The 15022-nt window shown below is 73.4% G+C and carries 16 protein-coding genes and 5 tRNA genes; 12 read left to right on the plus strand and 9 right to left on the minus strand.

All coding sequences use genetic code 11. From position 1 onward, the window contains the following. The first annotated feature begins 36 nt into the window (after positions 1–36). Complete coding sequence (gene dnaG / locus HN013_RS00835; protein ID WP_171161791.1) at positions 37–1947, plus strand: DNA primase; 1911 nt, start codon at positions 37–39, stop codon at positions 1945–1947. A 141-nt stretch (positions 1948–2088) separates the two neighbouring features. Further along, positions 2089–3306: an RNA polymerase sigma factor gene (locus HN013_RS00840; RefSeq protein WP_398977832.1), complete on the plus strand. Its 1218-nt coding sequence runs from the start codon at positions 2089–2091 to the stop codon at positions 3304–3306. Between the two features lie 7 nt (positions 3307–3313). Here the strand turns inward: HN013_RS00840 and HN013_RS00845 are convergent, their stop codons facing one another. Together HN013_RS00845 and HN013_RS00850 are read right to left on the minus strand one after the other, a co-directional pair. Then, positions 3314–4747 (minus strand): FGGY family carbohydrate kinase, encoded by a 1434-nt coding sequence (locus HN013_RS00845; protein WP_171161793.1) that lies wholly within the window; start codon positions 4745–4747, stop codon positions 3314–3316. Positions 4748–4790: 43 nt separating this feature from the next. After that, the gene (locus HN013_RS00850) at positions 4791–5078 is read right to left on the minus strand and encodes a YtxH domain-containing protein (protein ID WP_171161795.1); all 288 of its coding nucleotides are present in this window, start codon (positions 5076–5078) and stop codon (positions 4791–4793) included. Positions 5079–5284: 206 nt separating this feature from the next. Here HN013_RS00850 and HN013_RS00855 point away from each other — a divergent pair. From HN013_RS00855 to HN013_RS00875, 5 genes are all read left to right on the plus strand, one after another. Beyond that, a tRNA-Asn gene (locus HN013_RS00855) sits at positions 5285–5357 on the plus strand. Positions 5358–5362: 5 nt separating this feature from the next. Then, positions 5363–5435: transfer RNA gene (locus tag HN013_RS00860), tRNA-Asn, on the plus strand. 5 nt (positions 5436–5440) lie between these two features. After that, a tRNA-Asn gene (locus HN013_RS00865) sits at positions 5441–5513 on the plus strand. 5 nt (positions 5514–5518) lie between these two features. Continuing rightward, positions 5519–5594, plus strand: a tRNA-Asn gene (locus tag HN013_RS00870). A gap of 191 nt (positions 5595–5785) precedes the next feature. Next, positions 5786–5859 (plus strand) — tRNA-Ile (locus tag HN013_RS00875). A 106-nt stretch (positions 5860–5965) separates the two neighbouring features. Here the strand turns inward: HN013_RS00875 and HN013_RS00880 are convergent. Continuing rightward, positions 5966–7003 carry a DUF1259 domain-containing protein gene (locus HN013_RS00880; RefSeq protein WP_171161797.1) on the minus strand — a complete coding sequence of 346 codons (1038 nt, stop codon included), beginning with the start codon at positions 7001–7003 and terminating at the stop codon, positions 5966–5968. A gap of 157 nt (positions 7004–7160) precedes the next feature. Between HN013_RS00880 and trxA the strand changes: the two genes are divergently transcribed. From trxA to HN013_RS00895, 3 genes are all read left to right on the plus strand, one after another. Then, positions 7161–7565 carry a thioredoxin gene (gene trxA, locus HN013_RS00885; protein ID WP_171161799.1) on the plus strand — a complete coding sequence of 135 codons (405 nt, stop codon included), beginning with the start codon at positions 7161–7163 and terminating at the stop codon, positions 7563–7565. Further along, positions 7558–8205 carry a histidine phosphatase family protein gene (locus HN013_RS00890; protein ID WP_171161801.1) on the plus strand — a complete coding sequence of 216 codons (648 nt, stop codon included), beginning with the start codon at positions 7558–7560 and terminating at the stop codon, positions 8203–8205. The genes trxA and HN013_RS00890 overlap by 8 nt, the downstream gene beginning before the upstream one ends. An 83-nt stretch (positions 8206–8288) precedes the next feature. Beyond that, complete coding sequence (locus HN013_RS00895) at positions 8289–8714, plus strand: OsmC family protein (protein WP_171161803.1); 426 nt, start codon at positions 8289–8291, stop codon at positions 8712–8714. Here HN013_RS00895 and HN013_RS00900 read toward each other — a convergent pair. The 4 genes from HN013_RS00900 to HN013_RS00915 form a co-directional block, all read right to left on the minus strand. Beyond that, the gene (locus tag HN013_RS00900) at positions 8689–9393 is read right to left on the minus strand and encodes a YoaK family protein (protein WP_171161805.1); all 705 of its coding nucleotides are present in this window, start codon (positions 9391–9393) and stop codon (positions 8689–8691) included. The genes HN013_RS00895 and HN013_RS00900 overlap by 26 nt on opposite strands. A gap of 24 nt (positions 9394–9417) precedes the next feature. Next, entirely contained in the window at positions 9418–10056 is a 639-nt protein-coding gene (locus tag HN013_RS00905; protein WP_171161807.1) for a sortase domain-bontaining protein, read from the minus strand. Between the two features lie 132 nt (positions 10057–10188). Beyond that, positions 10189–10764, minus strand: a complete 576-nt coding sequence (locus HN013_RS00910) for a hypothetical protein (protein ID WP_398977838.1) — start codon at positions 10762–10764, stop codon at positions 10189–10191. Positions 10765–10859: 95 nt separating this feature from the next. Continuing rightward, positions 10860–11297 (minus strand): MarR family winged helix-turn-helix transcriptional regulator, encoded by a 438-nt coding sequence (locus HN013_RS00915; protein ID WP_171161811.1) that lies wholly within the window; start codon positions 11295–11297, stop codon positions 10860–10862. 92 nt (positions 11298–11389) lie between these two features. On the opposite strand from HN013_RS00915, the gene HN013_RS00920 reads away from it, so the two are divergent. After that, on the plus strand, positions 11390–12418 hold the full coding sequence (locus HN013_RS00920) for an NADP-dependent oxidoreductase (protein ID WP_171161813.1): 1029 nt from the start codon (positions 11390–11392) through the stop codon (positions 12416–12418). 54 nt (positions 12419–12472) lie between these two features. Beyond that, the gene (locus tag HN013_RS00925) at positions 12473–12901 is read left to right on the plus strand and encodes an organic hydroperoxide resistance protein (protein WP_171161815.1); all 429 of its coding nucleotides are present in this window, start codon (positions 12473–12475) and stop codon (positions 12899–12901) included. A gap of 56 nt (positions 12902–12957) precedes the next feature. Here the strand turns inward: HN013_RS00925 and HN013_RS00930 are convergent, their stop codons facing one another. Further along, positions 12958–13692 (minus strand): carbon-nitrogen hydrolase family protein, encoded by a 735-nt coding sequence (locus HN013_RS00930; RefSeq protein ID WP_171161817.1) that lies wholly within the window; start codon positions 13690–13692, stop codon positions 12958–12960. A 7-nt stretch (positions 13693–13699) separates the two neighbouring features. Beyond that, a complete protein-coding gene (locus tag HN013_RS00935) occupies positions 13700–14986 on the minus strand; it encodes a pyroglutamyl peptidase (protein ID WP_171161819.1) in 1287 nt (428 codons plus the stop codon). Positions 14987–15022: the final 36 nt, after the last annotated feature.

Below are 15022 nucleotides of genomic sequence, written 5' to 3' on the forward strand. Positions count from 1 at the left end.
GCCGGGGGTGTCGGTGGCCGCCAGTAGACTTCACGCGTGGCAGGCAGGATCAACGATGACGATGTGAAGGCGGTCCGGGACGCCGTCCCGATCGACGCCGTCGTGTCCGAATACCTCCAGCTGCGCAACGCCGGCGGCGGCAACCTCAAGGGCCTCTGCCCCTTCCACGACGAGAAGTCCCCGTCCTTCCACGTCAGCCCCGCCAAGGGGCTGTACCACTGCTTCGGCTGCCAGGAGGGCGGGGACACGGTCGACTTCGTGATGAAGGTCGACCACCTGTCGTTCACCGAGACCATCGAGCGGCTCGCCGCCCAGGCCGGCATCACCCTGCGCTACGAGGAGGGCGGCTACACGCCCGGCCGCCAGCAGGGCGAACGCACCCGGCTGGTCGAGGCGCACAAGGTCGCCGCCCAGTTCTACGCCGAGCAGCTCGACGGCCCCGAGGCCGAGATCGGCCGGTCCTTCCTGGCCGGCCGCGGTTTCGACCAGGCCGCCGCCCGGCACTTCGGCGTCGGCTACAGCCCGGCCGGCTGGGACCACCTCACCCGGTTCCTGCGCGGCCGCGGCTTCACCGACAAGGAGCTGATCCTCTCCGGCCTCTCCCAGGACGGCCGGCGCGGCCCCATCGACCGCTTCCGCGGCCGCCTGATGTGGCCCATCCGCGACATCACCGGCGACGTCGTCGGCTTCGGCGCCCGCAAGCTCCGCGACGACGACAACGGGCCGAAGTACCTCAACACCCCCGAGACGCCGATCTACCGCAAGTCCCATGTCCTCTACGGCATCGACCTGGCCAAGAAGGACATCGCCAAGGGCAACCGCGCCGTCGTCGTCGAGGGCTACACCGACGTGATGGCCTGCCACCTCGCCGGCGTCACCACGGCCATCGCCACCTGCGGCACCGCCTTCGGCGGCGAGCACGTCAAGATCCTCCGCCGGCTGCTGATGGACAACTCCCGGGCCAAGGTGATCTTCACCTTCGACGGCGACGCCGCCGGCCAGCGGGCCGCCCTGCGCGCCTTCGAGGACGACCAGAAGTTCGCCGCCCACACCAACATCGCGGTCAGCCCCGGCGGCATGGACCCCTGCGAGCTCCGCCTCGACAAGGGCGACGACGCCGTGCGGCAGCTCGTCGAGGAGAGCACCCCCCTCTTCGAGTTCGCGATCCGGTCGCTCGTCGCCCGGCACGAGGTCGACACCCCCGAGGGCCAGGCGGCCGCCCTGGAGGAGGCCGCCCCGATCGTCGCCCACATCAAGGACAGCTCCATCCGGCACCAGTACGCCGTGCGGCTGGCCGGTCTCCTCGGCATCCTCGACACCCAGTTCGTGGTCATGCGCATCGGACAGCTGGCCCGCTGGGCGCGCGAGCGGGAGGGGCGCGGCGGCGACGCCGGCCGCTCCCGGACGTCCCCCCGCGCGGCGGCCCCCCAGCCCTCCGGCCCCCCCGCGCCCCCCGCCCCGCGCGGCCCCGCCCTCAACCTCCGCAGCCCCGCCCACCGCACCGAGCGCGAACTCCTCAAGCTCGCCCTCCAGCAGCCCGACCTCGTCGCCCCCGCCTTCGACGCCTACGGCGAGGACGAGTTCACCGCCCCGCCCTACGCCGCCGTCCGCCGCGCCGTCGAACAGGCCGGTGGCGTCTCCCGTGCCGACGACTCCTACCTCACCCGCGTCCGCGACGCCGCTCCCGACGACACCGTCCGGTCGATGATCACCGAGCTGGCCGTCGAGGCGATTCATGCGCGGACGGTGGATGAGGTCTATGCGGGGCAGCAGCTTGTGCAGGTGCGGCTGCGGGCGGTTGAGCGGAGGGTGAGGGAGGTGCAGGCGAGTCTGGTGCGGCTGGGGGCGCAGTCTGCGCCGGATCATCTGGCTGCTGTGCAGAACGAGTTGTGGGTGCTGCAGCAGTATGGGAAGGCGCTGCAGGATCGGGGGGCGGCGGCGTTGTAGGCCTGCACTCCCGGTGAGCGCGCCGCAGGCGCTTGCACGGGGGCTGCGGGCCCTCCCGCAAGAAACGGTGAAAGGGCGGGACCGGGGCACAGCCACCCGCAGGGTCACCCCCCGACCACAGAAAGTGGTCGCAAGCCCCTCGTGGCGGAGCCACGTCGTGCCCCACACTGGTGGGCGGTGCCTGAGTCCTCCGGAGCGGCACGGACCGGGAACCCCGCGGAACCCCCGCGAACCCCTCGGCCGCCGGCGCGCCGAGACTCTGCCCACGCAGCGATCACCCTGGAGGTCGCCCCCGTGCAGACCCGGACCCCCACCCTTCCCGAGGCCCTGGCCGACCCCGCGGGGGCCGTTCCGCGGCAACCCGGCCCGCCACCGTCCGAGACCCTGGCCGACGAGCCGGCGGCAGCCCGGGAGCGCGAGCGGCGCGCCGACACCGGCGGCCCCTCCTCGGACCTCTTCCGCCAGTACCTGCGCGAGATCGGCCGTATCCCGCTGCTCACGGCGGTCGAGGAGGTGGAGCTGGCCCGCCGGGTGGAGGCCGGGCTGTTCGCGGAGGAGAAACTGGCGTCCCTGTCGGGCACGTCGGACCTCGACACCTGTCTCGCCCTCGACCTCGACCGGCTGGTGGTGCTCGGCCGGATGGCGAAGCGCCGCCTCATCGAGGCCAATCTGCGCCTCGTCGTCTCCGTCGCCAAGCGCTACATCGGACGCGGACTGACCATGCTCGACCTGGTCCAGGAGGGCAACCTCGGGCTGATCAGGGCGGTCGAGAAGTTCGACTACGCGCGGGGCTACAAGTTCTCGACCTACGCGACCTGGTGGATCCGCCAGGCCATGTCCCGGGCCCTCGCCGACCAGGCCCGCACCATCCGGGTCCCGGTCCACGTCGTCGAACTGATCAACCGGGTCGTCCGCGTCCAGCGCCGCATGCTCCAGGAGCGCGGCAGCGAACCGACCGCCGAGGAGGTCGCCGCCTACCTCGACCTCTCCGAGGAGCGGGTCAGCGAGGTGCTGCGCCTCGCCCAGGAGCCGGTCTCCCTGCACGCGCCCGTCGGCGAGGAGGACGACGTCGCGCTCGGCGACCTCATCGAGGACGGCGACGCGGCCTCGCCCGTCGAGTCGGCGGCGTTCCTGCTGCTGCGCGAGCACCTGGAGGCCGTCCTGTCCACGCTCGGGGAGCGCGAGCGCAAGGTCGTGCAGTTGCGGTACGGGCTGGTGGACGGCAGGCCCAGGACGCTGGAGGAGATCGGCCGGATATTCGGTGTGACCCGGGAGCGGATCCGGCAGATCGAGTCGAAGACCCTCAACAAGCTCCGCGACCACGCCTTCGCCGACCAGCTGCGGGGCTACCTCGACTGATCGCCGCCTAGCCCTGCCCGAACGCCCCCGGATGGGTCTGCTCGCGCACGGTCCCGTACTGCTGCCGCACGGCCTGCCCCGACGGCAGCTCCTCACCCGGCTCGAACACCTGGCTGGCGGCGTGCGGCCAGCGCGGGGGCTCCTGCGGGGAGAGCACGCCGTGCTGCACGCCCAGCGCCCAGGCGGCCTGCCGGGCCGCGCCCAGGGCCGCGTAGTCGGCCGGCTGCGGGACGACGACCTGCGCGCCGAACAGGGCGGGTGCCAGCGCCTGCACGGCGGGCAGTTCGGCCGCCGCGCCGAGCAGGAACACCCGCCGCACCACGACGCCGCGCCCGCGCAGCACGTCCAGTGCGTCGGCGAGGCCGCACAGCATCCCCTCGAAGGCGGCCCGCGCCAGGTGCTCCGGCTTCATGCTCTCGCGCCGCAGCCCGGCCAGCGTCCCGGCGGTGTGCGGCAGATGCGGGGTGCGCTCGCCCTCCAGGTAGGGCAGCAGCACCAGCCCGTACGAGCCCCAGGAGGAGCGCAGCGCCAGCTCCGACAGCCCCTTCAGGTCCGTGCCCAGCAGCTCGGCCGTCCCGCGCAGCACCCGTACGGCGTTGAGCGTGTGGACGACGGGCAGGTGCATACCGGTGGCGTCGGCGAACGAGGTGATGGTGCCCGAGGGGTCGGCCAGCGCCTGGTGGTGGACGGCGAAGACGGAGCCCGAGGCGCCCAGCGAGATCACCGCGTCGCCGGGGCCGACGCCGAGGCCGAAGGCGGCCGCCATGGTCTCGCCCGTCCCGGCGGAGATCAGCAGGCCCTCGGGGGTGTGCCCGGCCGGCTCGGCGGGCGCGAGGACGTCCGGCAGCACCGCTCCATGGCCCAGGGCCAGTTCCACGAGGTCGGGGCGCCACGCGCCCGTGGCGGCTGACCAGTAGCCGGTGGACGACGCCGCGCCGCGGTCCGTCGTCCGGCGCACCGGGCGGCCCAGCAGCTGCCACACCAGCCACTCGTGCGGCTGCATCAGCGCGGCGGTGCGCGTCGCCGACTCGGGTTCGTTCCGCGCCAGCCAGCGCAGTTTGGCGACGGACATCGCCGCCTGCGGCACGGTGCCCACCGCCTCCGCCCACGCGGTCCTGCCGCCCAGCGCGTCGGTCAGGTCGGCGGCGGCGGGCTGTGCCCGCTTGTCGTTGCCCAGCAGGGCGGGGCGGACGAGCACCCCGCCGGCGTCCAGCGCGAGCAGCCCGTGCTGCTGCGCCGAGACGCCGATGGCCTGGACGCCCTCCAGCAGCCCCCCGGCCGCCGCCTCGCCCAGCGAGATCAGCCACGCCTGGGGGTCACCCTCGGCGGCGGAGGGTGGATGCGGCGCGTACCCCTGCCGGAGCACGGCACCCGTGTCCGCGTCGCAGACGACGATCCGTGTGCTCTCGGTGGAACTGTCCAGCCCCGCGACTATGCCCATGCCGAGGATGATGCCAAACCGTCGCCGCCCGCCCCGCAGCCGGTCAGGTGTTGCTGGTACCCCACTCGTCCTCGTCCGGCACCCGCGGCTCGCGCAGCGAACGCACCCGGCTCGCCACCGAGCCGGGGAGCCGGTCGCCGACCTTGCCGAGCGTGCGGCCGGCCAGGGACCTGCCGTTCACCGCGGCCGTCTCCGCGGTGTTCCGCACGACCGGGTTCTGCGCGATCCGTCGCACCCCCTTGCGCAGCTCCTCGTACCGCTCGCGGCCGGCCCGCGCGCCGAGCACATAGCCCACGGCGGCGCCGGCGATGAACGTCAGCCGGTAGCGCATACCCCATCCTTCCCTCGGATCCCGTGGGCCCCGCGGCAGTCGCGGAGCCCTGCCGGGCTGTGCCCGCCGCCTACCCTGTGTACCGGGACGTCACTCCCGGGATACCGATTGGCGGAGCACCCCCCTGCTTGCGCTAATGTATGTCTCGCAGCGAGCGCACGCCGCCCGGGAGACCGGACGAAGATGCATTCGAGGCACAGCGACAATCCCCTGTAGCTCAATTGGCAGAGCAGCCGGCTGTTAACCGGCAGGTTACTGGTTCGAGTCCAGTCGGGGGAGCGCGATCCTCTGTAGCTCAATTGGCAGAGCAGCCGGCTGTTAACCGGCAGGTTACTGGTTCGAGTCCAGTCGGGGGAGCGCGATCCTCTGTAGCTCAATTGGCAGAGCAGCCGGCTGTTAACCGGCAGGTTACTGGTTCGAGTCCAGTCGGGGGAGCGCGATCCTCTGTAGCTCAATTGGCAGAGCAGCCGGCTGTTAACCGGCAGGTTACTGGTTCGAGTCCAGTCGGAGGAGCCACCTGGGAGAGGACCCCTTCGGGGGTCCTTTTTTCATGCCGGTATTTCCCGCCGGACGGGAACCATCCCGCCCCACCCGAAGTCCTCAAGGTCAGGCTGGTCACACGATGTGCCCCCACCGGGGCAGCAGATCGTATGAGCGGCTATGCTGCGGCAGACGGCGCGCACAGATGTGCGCGACGCGCCGTGAACGGGGCGGTAGCTCAGCCGGTTAGAGCAGCGGACTCATAATCCGTCGGTCGTGGGTTCGAGTCCCACCCGCCCCACACCACGGTTCAGCTGCAGAAACGATCTGCTCTGCGAAAACGTTGCCGAAGGGCCGCCACGCACTCCGTGGCGGCCCTTCGCGTGTGGGTCCCGTCCGCGCGGCCGTCAGTCGAGTGCCGCGGCCGGCGACACATTGGTGTGGTTCACCGCGGCGCGCAGGCCGCGGGCGAGGCGGACGCCGTCGCCGATGCCCCAGAAGTGCAGGAAGAAGAGGCGGGGGTCGTCCATCAGCATGTGGCTGTGGATCGAGACGATGTCGATGCCGTTGCGCCGCAGGGCGCGCACCACGTCCTGGACCTCACCGGCGGTCATCACGAAGTCGCCGTTGACGATGGCCTTGTGCTTGCCGATGGGCTGGAAGGACAGGGCGGTGGTGGAGCCCGTCATCCGGGGCAGGACGCGGTCGTGGTCGATGACCGTCTCGTTGCGGGCGAAGACGATCTTGTAGATCTCGCCCTCGGTGCCGCCCTTGGTGCCGAGGGCCGCGTCGATGCCCGCGGTGTCCAGGTCCAGCTGGACCTTGGGGGGCAGCCCGGTGGCGGGCGGGGTGCCGGTGGCCTTCAGGGCCGAGCGCAGGGCCCGGGCCAGGTAGGTGGCGTCGCGGTGCATCCCGTGGATGTGCATCCACCAGACCGCCGGCTCATGGGCGAACAGGTGCTTGTGGATGGCGGTCTGCGTGATGCCGCGCGAGTCGAGGATGTCGATGACCTTCTGCATCTCGCGTTCGGTCACCGCCATGTCGCCCATCATCATCACCTTGCCGTCCTCGTAGCGGAGGAAGGAGATGAACGACCCGAGGCCCAGGCTCGCCTTGAGGGGGTATCCGTACGACTTGACCTTGAGGTCGTGGCGGAGGAAGCCCATGCGGTAGACCTTGTCCCCGGCCAGCCGCCCCCGGTGCTTCAGCAGGTCGATGACGTCCTGCCAGTCGGCCTCGCTGGTGGTCGCCGGGTGGATCAGCCCGCGGCGGCGGCCGCACGGATCCGGGGTTCGTGACGTCGGCCCGGTGTCGGCCCTGGCCGGTCCCGCGGCGGCCAGTATCGGTGCGAGGGCGGCGGTGGCCAGCACCAGGCGCCGTGATGTCGTCGTCCTGACCTGCTCGTCGTCGGATCTGCCACCGCTGTGCGGTCTGTCGCCGGTCATACAAAAGCACCTCCGGCGATGATGTAATCACGGTCACACCGCTTCACCGAGGAGGCGGCTGTAGGCCATCCGGTGGCTGCGGAATAGGGCGTGCCGGTACGGGGTTGGCGCTGCTGGGTCACCACACGACCGACGACTGGGAAGCGGGTAGGCACGCATGAGCAGCACGGTGGAGCTCACCAAGGAGAACTTCGACGAGACGGTCTCGGGCAACGGGTTCGTCCTGATCGACTTCTGGGCCGCGTGGTGCGGCCCCTGCCGGCAGTTCGCACCCGTCTACGAGAAGGCGGCCGACCGCCACGAGGACCTGCTCTTCGGCAAGGTCGACACCGAGGCGCAGCCCGAACTGGCCGCCGCGTTCGGGATCACCTCGATCCCCACGCTGATGGTCGTCCGCGACAACATCGCGGTGTACGCCCAGCCGGGGGCGCTGCCCGAGGCGGCGCTGGAGGACGTCATCCGGCAGGCCCGCGACCTCGACATGGACGAGGTGCGGGACGCGGTGGCGCGCGAGCAGGGGAAGCAGGGGGAGCAGGAAGGCACCGGGCGGGACGGTGAGTGAGCTTCTCCTCGTCCGGCACGGCGAGACCGAATGGAGCCGGGACGGCCGGCACACCAGCTGGACCGACCTGCCGCTGACCGGCCGCGGCGAGCGGCAGGCGGCGGCGCTGCGCCCGCTGCTCGCGGAGCGCACGGTGGGGCACGTCCTGGCCAGCCCGCGCACCCGCGCCCTGCGCACGGCCGAACTGGCCGGGCTGCGGGACGTGCGCACCGACGAGGACCTGCGGGAGTGGGACTACGGCGGCTACGAGGGCATAACGACCGCGGAGATCCAGCGCACCCGGCCCGGGTGGTTCCTGTTCGACGACGGTGTGGTGCCCGGTCCCGACGGGCACCCGGGGGAGTCGCCCGCGGAGGTCGGGGCGCGCGCCGACCGGGTGCTGGCGCGTGTCGCCCCCTGGCTGGCGGCGGAGGACGGCGGGGACGTGGTGCTGGTCGCCCACGCGCACTTCCTGCGGGTGCTGACGGCTCGTAGGCTCGGGCTGCCGCCGTCGTCCGGCGCGCTGTTCCGGCTGGACACCGCGACCCTCAGCCGGATCGGCACCGAGCACGGGCGTCCGGCGCTGCTCGCCTGGAACGCGACGGCCCCCGCGCCGGACGGGCGTGTCGCAGCCGGGCGGGCACCGGCCGGGGCCGGATGATCGACCGGGGCCCTGCCCCGAATGGCCGTACGGCCGTACTGTCCCACTGTTCTCATCACCCGTCACGTCCTGGGAGGACCGCCATGGCCACCAACCGCACCGCGCACACCGTCTGGGAGGGCGAGCTGCTCAAGGGCAGCGGCACCGTCACTTTCGACTCGTCCGGCATCGGCTCGCAGCCGGTCTCCTGGCCGTCCCGCGCCGAGCAGGCGAACGGGAAGACCAGCCCGGAGGAGCTCATCGCGGCGGCCCACTCCAGCTGCTTCAGCATGGCGCTCTCGCACGGCCTCACCGGCGCCGGTACGCCTCCCACCCGCCTGGAGACCAAGGCCGAGGTGACCTTCCAGCCGGGCGAGGGCATCACCGGCATCCACCTCACGGTCCGCGGCGAGGTGCCCGGCCTCGACGAGGACGGCTTCGCCGCCGCGGCCGAGGACGCCAAGAAGAACTGCCCGGTCAGCCAGGCGCTCGCCGGGACGACGATCACCCTCGCCGCCGAGCTCGCCTGACCCGCGGTCCGGCGCCGGGCACCCGCCCGGCGCCGGACGCCAGACAGGCCGCGGCGAGCAGCGCCACACCGCCCGCCGCGAGGGCCAGCGGCCACACCGGGCCGTGGTGGATCAGCAGCCATCCGCCCGCCAGCGCGCCGAGCGCCATGGCCAGCACCGAGCCCAGCCGCCGGCCGAAGTGCGGATCCGTGCCGCCGGCGAGCCGGGAGTCGGCGGCGAGCCCGGTGAGGACGCGGGTGAGGATCGTCGTCATCATGTCCGGCACGGCCAGCCTCCGGACGGTCGCGACCCGTACCCCCATGGCGACCGCGAGCACGGTGATCACGGTGAAGCGGCGGGCCTCCCCGCCCGGCACACCGGTCGCGAGCGCCGCCGCGGCACCGGTGAGCAGCGCCTCGGCCGCCAGCGCCGCGCCGATCCACAGCCGCCGGGACCGGCCGTCCATCAGCACGCCGAACCGGCCGCCGAGCAGCGCCCCGGCCAGGAACCCGCCCAGGGCCAGCGACGACGCGGGCACCGAGAAGCCGGCCGCGCCGGCCGCGGAGAAGCCGAGGATGACGACGTTGCCGGTCATGTTCGCCGTAAAGACATGGCCCAGGCCCAGATAGCTGACCGCGTCGAGCGCCCCGCCCACGACGGTGAGCGCGAGCAGCGTGGCGAGCAGGGGGCGGGGCGTCACGCCCTCATCGTCGGCGGCGGGGCCTCATGATCGCAGTGTCGCGTCGACGACGGTGCTCTGATCCCTCCCGCCGCCGGGGCCCCCGTCGCCGGCGCAGGTGACCAGCCGCAGGGCCTTCTCCGGGGCGGGCGCGGGGCCCGTGCCGGGGTGTCGCGCGTCCGCCGCGGCGTGGTCCTTCCGGGTGGCGAGCGCCTCGTCCCGGTCCACGGTGCGGACGGCCGTCACGGTGAAGTGCAGGATCTTGCCGTCGCCCCGCTCGATGTCGATGTCGGCGCCCTTACGCAGGGTGGAGAGCTCGCGGAAGACGGCGGCCTTGCCGTCGTGGTCCTGCCGGTGCCCGATGATCACGGCGACGCCGGGCCGGCCGGGCATGACGCTGCCGGTGTACCAGCCCGCGGTCGCGCTGCGGTCCGGCGGCGGCGCCTGTATCCGGCGGTCGGGGTCCTTGTCCCGGCCGAGGCGGATCAGCGGGCTGTCCACGTGGAGGGAGGGGATCCGGACCCGCTGCGGTTCGTCGGCGGAGGCCGGAGTGCCGATGGTCTTCGAGTTGTCGATCCCGCCCAGGGAGCAGCCGGTCAGCCCGGTGAGCAGCAGCGCCGGCAGCACCAGCGCGGCCAGGACCAGCGCGGTCCGGGCCAGGGCGGGGCGGCGGGAGGGGGACATGGGGTTCCGTCCGGGGGAGAACAGGGGACGGCGCCCACGCTACGGACGCGCGGCCGGACCCCGCCTCGGGTAAACGGCCACTCCCTGTCAGCCAAAAGGAGGAGACGCGCCATGGAGGGCGTCCATGGGGCGCTACCGCACCAGCCGCTGGAAGAGTCCCCAGGTGAACTCCGCCACGTACTCCCGCCGCGCCCCCGCCGTGTCCGGGGCCGTGAAGGCGAGCCGCCAGCGCGTCGGCGCCGTGCCCTCCATCGGGCGGGCCGGGGCGAAGGCGCGGGCGACCTCGTCCACCGTGCACGACCAGGGCCGCAGCTCCTCGATGGTGCGCGGCGCGGGGGACGGGACGCCGGGCGCCCGGACCAGCCACTCGTTCCAGACGGCGCCGCCGGGGACGGTGAGGACCTCGAAGCGCAGGTCCGGCCAGAGCGGCACCGGCCAGGTGGCGGCCTCGACGGCGAGGTCGCCGATACGGCGTTCGGTGACGGTCTCCGGCGGGCCCAGGACCGAGCGGTAGCGGGCCGCGGCGCCGCGCCGGCGGGGTGCGTGGAGCATGGCCTGCCAGCGCCGGTTGGCCTCCCGCATCGCCCCGCGGCCGGTGTCCAGCTTCCGCAGGGCGTCCTCGACCAGGCCGGGCTGGTGGTCGGCCATGCGGCGGAGGAGGACGAGCTGGAAGTCCAGGGGGGTGAAGGGCGCGGAGGGGGCGTTCATGGGGTCCATCGTCCCGTGCGGGCGGGCGGCGGGGGAGCGGTGTGCCGAATTCGCGTTCCCGGGACGGATGGCCGGACGCGCCCCCGGCGCTTCCGCTACGTTTCCTCGCCCACCACCCGCCGCAGCAGGTCCCGCAGCATCGCCCGCTGCTCCAGCGTCAGCCCCGCCAGCGGCTCCCGGGCGAAGTCCAGCTCCTCGCGCAGCAGCCGCGCGGTCTCCCGGCCCGCGTCCGTGGCGGCCGCGAGCTTGATCCGGCGGTCGTCCGGGTCGGGCCGGCGCTCGACCAGGCCGCGGGCGGCCAGGCGGTCGACGATGCCCGTGACGTTGGACGGCTCGCACTTCAGCTTCCGGGCGATCCGGCGCATGGGCAGCGGCTCGCGGGACAGGAGTGCCAGCAGGCGCGCCTGGGCGCCGGTGAGGGAGTGCCGGGCGGCGGCCTCGTCGTACTCCTCGTGGTAGCGCGCCACGACGGTCGCGATGAGGTCGACCACTTCGAGCGTCAGCGGATCGGTCCGGGGTGTCGGCGGTGACATGGACGTAGCGTACCCAGTTGCTTGACAACCTAAAATATATAGGTGAACTATTGTTTCATCATCTGAAGCAAACTCGAGGAGGGCTCACCCCCATGTCGGACACCCCGTCCCTTCCCGCCACGACCCGCGCCTGGCACCTCGTCGCCCATCCGCAGGGCACCCCCGAGCCCAAGGACTTCGAGCTGCGCGAGATCCCGCTCGCCGGACCCGCCGAGGGCCAGATCGCCGTCCGCAACCTGCACCTCTCCGTCGACCCGTACATGCGCGGCCGGATGACCGGCAAGAAGACCTATGTGGAGCCCTACGCGCTCGACCGGCCGATGACCGGCGGCGCGATCGGCGAGGTCGTCGCCTCCCGGGCCGAGGGCTTCGCGGTCGGCGACCACGTCCTGCACGACCTCGGCTGGCGCGAGCACGCCGTGCTCGACGCGAAGTACGCCGTCAAGGCGGAAGCGGGCGACGTACCGCTCTCCGCCTACCTCGGCGCGCTCGGCATGCCGGGCATGACCGCCTACGCGGGCCTGCTGGAGGTCGCCTCCTTCAAGGAGGGCGACGCCGTCTTCGTCTCCGGCGCCGCGGGTGCCGTCGGCAGCCAGGTCGGCCAGATCGCCCGGCTCAAGGGCGCCTCCCGGGTCATCGGCAGCGCGGGATCGGACGAGAAGGTGCGCCGCCTCGTCGAGGAGTACGGCTTCGACGCCGCCTTCAACTACAAGAACGGCCCGGTCGCCGAGCAGCTCGCCGAGGCCGCGCCCGACGGCATCGACGTCTACTTCGACAACGTCGGCGGGGACCACCTGGAGGCGGCCATCGGCGCCCTCAACCTCCACGGCCGCGCCACGATCTGCGGCGCCATCGCCCAGTACAACGCCACCGAGCCGCAGCCCGGGCCGCGCAACCTCGCGCTGCTCATCGCCAAGCGGCTGCGCCTCCAGGGCATGATCGTCATGGACCACGACCACCTGCGGCAGCAGTTCTTCGAGGAGGTCGGCGGCTGGATCCGGTCCGGCGCCCTCAAGCGGGACGAGACCGTCGTCCACGGCATCGAGAACACCGCGGACGCCTTCCTCGGCCTGCTCCGCGGCGAGAACACCGGCAAGATGATCGTCACCCTCGCCGGCTGAACCCCACCGGGCCCGCCCCGGCCTCCACACCCCCCCCGAGCGAGGAGCACCCTCATGAGCATCCAGCCCGTCGACGTCGTCTACACCGCCGTCGCCACCGCCGAGAACGGCCGTGACGGCCGCGTCGCCAGCGACGACGGCAACCTCGACGTCGTCGTCAACCCGCCCAGGGCGCTGGGCGGCAGCGGCTCCGGCACCAACCCCGAGCAGCTGTTCGCGGCCGGCTACAGCGCCTGCTTCCAGGGCGCGCTGGGCGTCGTCGCCCGCCAGGAGAAGGCCGACATCTCCGGGTCGACGGTCACCTCCGAGGTCGGCATCGGCAAGACGCCGGAGGGCGGTTTCGGCCTGAAGGTCGCCATCTCGGCGCGGATCCCGAACGTCGACGAGGCCACGGCGCTGGCCCTGGTGGAGAAGGCGCACCAGGTCTGCCCGTACTCGAACGCCACCCGCGGCAACATCGAGGTCACCCTCTCGGTGCGCTGAGCACGCGTCAGCAGGGGGCGTCCCGGTGTGGGGCGCCCCCTGCCGCGTTCCGTTGTTCAGAGCGGCACGTCCGCCGTCACCACGCCCGGCTCCGCCACCGGCCCCTCGACGAGGAGGCCGCCGTCGGGCCCCCACACCCCGCTGCCGCCGCAGCCGACGTAGGCGCCCGCGGGGCCCACGTGGTTGGCGAGCAGCACGTACAGCCCGTTGTCCCGGGCCAGCGCGGGGAGGATCCGCGCCCGTTCCTCCCGGCCGCCGTCGCTCCCGTAGAGCGAGGTGGCCACGAGCAGCGCGCAGCCGTCCGCCGCGGCCCGGCCGCCGATGCCGGGGAAGTCGACGTCGTAGCAGATCGCCAGGCCGATCCGGACGCCGTCCAGGACGAACCGCCCGTCGCCCGTGCCCTGTGAGAAGCCGGCCGCGGCCTCCTTCCCGGTCACGTGCTGCTTGTCGTAGCGCGTCAGCGGGGTGCCGTCCGGCCCGTACACGAACGCGCTGATCCTCGGCCCGGCCCCGGGGGCCGGGGGCCGGCCGGGGGCGGTGACGACGGCCGCCGTGCCGGTCGCCCGGCAGGCCTCGCGCAGTGGGTCGAGGCGGGGGTCGTCCGGGGTGAGGGCGAGCCGGGCGGGGTCGGCCGCGACGGCGTCCAGTTCGTAGCCGGTGACGGCCAGTTCCGGGAAGGCGACGAGCGAGGCGCCGCGCCCGGCCGCCTCGGCGACCAGCCCGGCCATGGTGGTGACGTTGGCCGCGATGTCGCACGGCCGGGCTGTGAGCTGCGCACTTGCGATGATCATGCGCACATCATCGCTGCCGGAGGGTTCCTGCGGCCACTCCGACCAGCGCCCGCACCTGCGCGGTGATCTCCCGCCGGTTCCGTTCGAACTCCGGGTCGGTGACGCGGCCCGACGGCGACCCGTTGTCCGCGCCGAACCGCAGCACGGGCGTGTGCAGATGGCCGCCCGGCACCGCGAGCCCGGTCGCGTCGCGCAGCAGCGTCGCCCGGTAGGCGATCTCGTTGGACAGGTAGTCGCCCCCGCCGCCCGCGCGCGCCGCAGAGCCGGGCGTCGGCCCGTCCGGCCGGTCGACGGGCACGGTCGAGCCCGCCGGGACCTCGGTCACCGCGGTGTTGTCGCGGACCGGGTACGGCCCGGTCGCCGCCGCGGCCAGCTCGGCGTACGGCAGCGTGGTCCGCGTCCACTGGGGCTGCGGGCGCACGGTGGGGACGCCCGGCGGGACGGGCACCATGCCCGGGCCGCCGTGGAGCCGTTCGTTGTCCGTCCCGCCGCCGCGCCAGGCGCCGTTGGTCCGCTCGACGTCGAAGCGCCCGGGGCGGCCCTGGCTGATGGTGGTGAACAGGTCCACTTGACGCGGCCCCGGCCGGAAGTGCGGCAGCAGCGTCCGCTCCACCGTGCCCCGCGCGAAGTCCTCCCAGCGCACCGGGAAGACGGCCGCCTCCACCCGGGCCGGGCCCGCGGGAGTATTGATCACCGTGCCGTCCAGCGCGAGCGCCGCGGCGCCCGACGGGTTCGAGCGCCGTACGTCGTCGTCGAGCTGGAACGGGTCGAACCCGGTGACCAGCACCCGCTTCACGCCGTGACCGGCCGGGAAGTCCAGCGAGTCCTGCCCGCGCGAGCCGCGCTCCAGCGCGTCCAGCACGGCCGCGCGCCGCCCGTCGGACAGCGCGAACGCGGGCCGCCACAGCCGCAGTTCCCTGGTCAGGCTCAGCCGCGCCCAGTACAGCGGCCGGTCGTCGTCCCGCGGCAGATCGCCGGCCGCGGGCCCGCGGCCCTGCGCCCGGGCCACGGCCTGCCGCCACAGCCGCCGTCCCGCCTCCGACGCCACCCGCTCGGCCTGCCCGGGCGTCCGTGTGCGCGCCAGCGCTCCGGCGAACTCACCGCCCGCCCCGCCGAAGCCGCCCCGCCGCAGGATCTCCTGGGGCACCCGGTCGCCCAGCCGGCCCTCCTCCCGGGTGAGCGCAACCGGCCCGTCGGGTGCGGCGGCGGCCGGACCGGCCAGGGGAGCCAGGACCAGCGCGGAGACGGTGAGTACGGCGCCCGACAGGCGCGGTGCGAGCTTGGTGAGTCTCATGAGGCCGTATATAAGCAGTGTTGTCCGGATCGCAGA

This window comes from Streptomyces sp. I05A-00742, assembly GCF_013055795.1.
Lineage (GTDB): Bacteria > Actinomycetota > Actinomycetes > Streptomycetales > Streptomycetaceae > Streptomyces.